2 protein-coding genes are annotated in these 2,681 nt (G+C 56.0%); both read left to right on the top strand.

All coding sequences use genetic code 11. The annotated features are described in order from the left end of the window. On the top strand, window positions 1–1,092 hold a 1,092-nt coding region (locus PAT3040_RS37580; RefSeq protein WP_181376910.1), incomplete at its 5' end, for a helix-turn-helix domain-containing protein. Window positions 1,093–1,121: 29 nt separating this feature from the next. Continuing rightward, on the top strand, window positions 1,122–2,681 hold a 1,560-nt coding region (locus tag PAT3040_RS29355), incomplete at its 3' end, for a sensor histidine kinase (protein WP_108995480.1).

Raw genomic sequence — 2,681 nt, 5'->3', positions numbered from 1 at the left:
GCCTGCCATTACGGCGTCGTCTCCGTCAGGCTGGATCTCAGCAGCGGCGGGTTCAGCAAGCGGGAGATTCGGCTGCAGGACCGCAAGCTGCTCAAGTACGCTACGGTTAATATAATGGAAGAAAGCCTTCGGGAGTGGAGCGGACTTACCTTTAACGGCTACGGCAACGAGCTTGTCGGCATTATTCAATTGAGCGAGCGGGAGTTGTCCGAAGGACCGCAGCAGTTGCAGTCGCAGCTCCACCTCATCGGGCAGATTATCTCCATGAACGTGAAGCAATATTTGAACGTCGACGCGACGGTGGGGATGAGTCGGCTGAGCGAGGACGTATTTACGCTGCCCAAGCTGATGGAAGAGGCGAACGCGGCGGCCGAATGGCGGAAGCTGCATCCGGGACAAAAGGTGTTCTATTACGAGGATGTCGCGACGCAGGATAACCTTAACATTACGCAGTGGATGGCGAAGGTGGACGAATATATCGGGACTCTAAAATCCGCGAACGGCACGGCGGGTTTCGTCAATCATGCGGCTATGGTCCGCACGCTGGGCGAGCTGGGTCATTCGGAGGGGCTGACCAGCAGCTGCTTCGGCATGCTTGTCTACCGCGTGTACGGGCTGATTCTCGAGCAAGGGAACGGCCGCGGCGTACAACTGCAGCGTTTCGACCCCGCCGCTTATTTCCAGGGTCTGGAGGGAGAGGCGAGGCTGACGAAGTTAAGCGATTATTTGGCGGAGGCGGAGGTGCTGGTCTATGAGCTCGGCAAGGAGCGCGATCAATCCATTCTTGCGCGGATAACGGGCTACATTCGCCAGCATTTCCGCAATCCGGCTCTCAAGATTCAAGATATCGCGGGCGAGGTGCATTTTAGCACGGCGTATTTGGGTTATCTGTTCAAGCGCGAAATGAAAAAAAACCTGTGGGATTACGTTACGGAGCTTCGGATTGAAGAAGCGAAGCGATTGCTCGCGACGACGGACAAGAAACGGTACGAGGTGGCTTACGAGGTTGGTTACGAATCGCCGGAACACTTTAGCCGGATGTTCAAACGGTATGCGGGCGTCAGCCCCGCCGAATTCCGCAAGGAAGCTTAGGGGGGAGTAAGCTGCGGCTAAAATACAAGGTGACGATCGCATTCCTCCTGTTTATCGTGGCTCCGTTTCTCGTCGTGAGCTGGATCTCGGTCATCCGTACCTCGAATTCCATGACGGACGAGATCGGGCGGACGACGCTTCAACTCGTCAATCAAAACCACGTCACGATCGAGAAGACGTTATCCTCCGTCAATGATAAGTCGCTGACGTTTATGGATAATCATTTTTTCAGCAATATGAAACAATACAGCTTTTGGACAGGTGTCGAGACGCTTGGCCAGATCAGCGAGGCGGATTCCATTTTGGAGAGCTGGTCGTCGGACGGCACCGAATATACTTTATATATGAAAAATGTGGATGGCAGGCAAACACCCTTCGATACCATGTACAAGGAAAGGGGCTTCAAATATTTCGGCGAAAATATGACGGGGCTTCCGGACTGGGCGATGCATGCAATGGAGCAAGGCGGGGGGGCCGGCGTAAGGCATATTTCGCTGCCGGGCGGCGGCAAGACGATCGGCTTTATGCGGAGCATCCAGAATCCCAAGTCGTATTCCGAATCCATTGGCTTGCTCGTCGTTACCAAGCTGGAGGTGCTGCTGACGCGGGATCTTGTCTCCGTTCAGCTGCCGGAGCATGCGGGGTTGTACCTGTTCAACGCCCAGGACGAGCTTCTGATGAAGGCTGGTCCCGACAGCGCGGCGCTCTCGGAAATTCCGGAGGAGGCGAGGCGGGGGACGTCGGGTTTTTATTTTGCCAAGGAGGGGGACGGGAAGTGGCTGTATGCCTTCTCCCGCAAGCCCGCCTACGATACGACGCTCGTCTACAAAATCCCTTACGACTCCATCACGGGCAATCAGTCTGCGCTGCTTGTCACGTTGATGGCGCTGTCTGCGCTGTATCTCGTCTTTGTGCTGGCGTTTGTGCTGTATCTGCTTCGGATTGTTGTGAAGCCGCTGGTTCGGCTGGTCACGATTACGAAGCTGTATGAGCCGGGGAAAAGTCTGGATATCGGCAATGAGCCGTTGAGGGCGGACGAGTTCGGCATCTTGTACGGGGCTTTCCTAAAGATGACCAAACGTCTCGATCAGTCGTTCGAGGACAATTACGGCATGCAGATCAAGCAGAAGGAATACGAGCTTTCCATGCTGCATTCCCAGATTACGCCCCACTTGCTCTATAACACGCTGGATTCCATCTACTGGTACGCGCTCGGCAGCGGCAATACCGACGTCGGCGAGATGGTAAAGGATCTGTCCAAGCTGCTGCGGATCGGTCTCAGCAAAGGACGTACGATGATCACGATCGGGGAGGAGCTGGAGCATGTGCAGGCGTACAGCCGTCTGCAGATGAAGCGGTACCCGGATACGTTCGATGTGGAGTGGGACATCGACGAGAAGCTGCTGGAGTATACGACGCCCAAGGTCATCATGCAGCCGCTGGTGGAGAACGCCATCTTCCACGGCGTCAGCACGATGGACGGGGAAGGCGTCTTGCGCATCTGCATTCGCCGGGGAGACGGCGACGAGCTGCTGCTCATCGTCGAGGACAACGGCTTCCTGCCGGTGGACATGGAGCGGCTCCCCCCG

This window comes from Paenibacillus agaridevorans (assembly GCF_003112455.1).
Lineage (GTDB): Bacteria > Bacillota > Bacilli > Paenibacillales > Paenibacillaceae > Pristimantibacillus > Pristimantibacillus agaridevorans.
The sequence above is the reverse complement of the archived record's forward strand: the minus strand, read 5'-3'. Positions and strand labels throughout refer to the sequence as shown.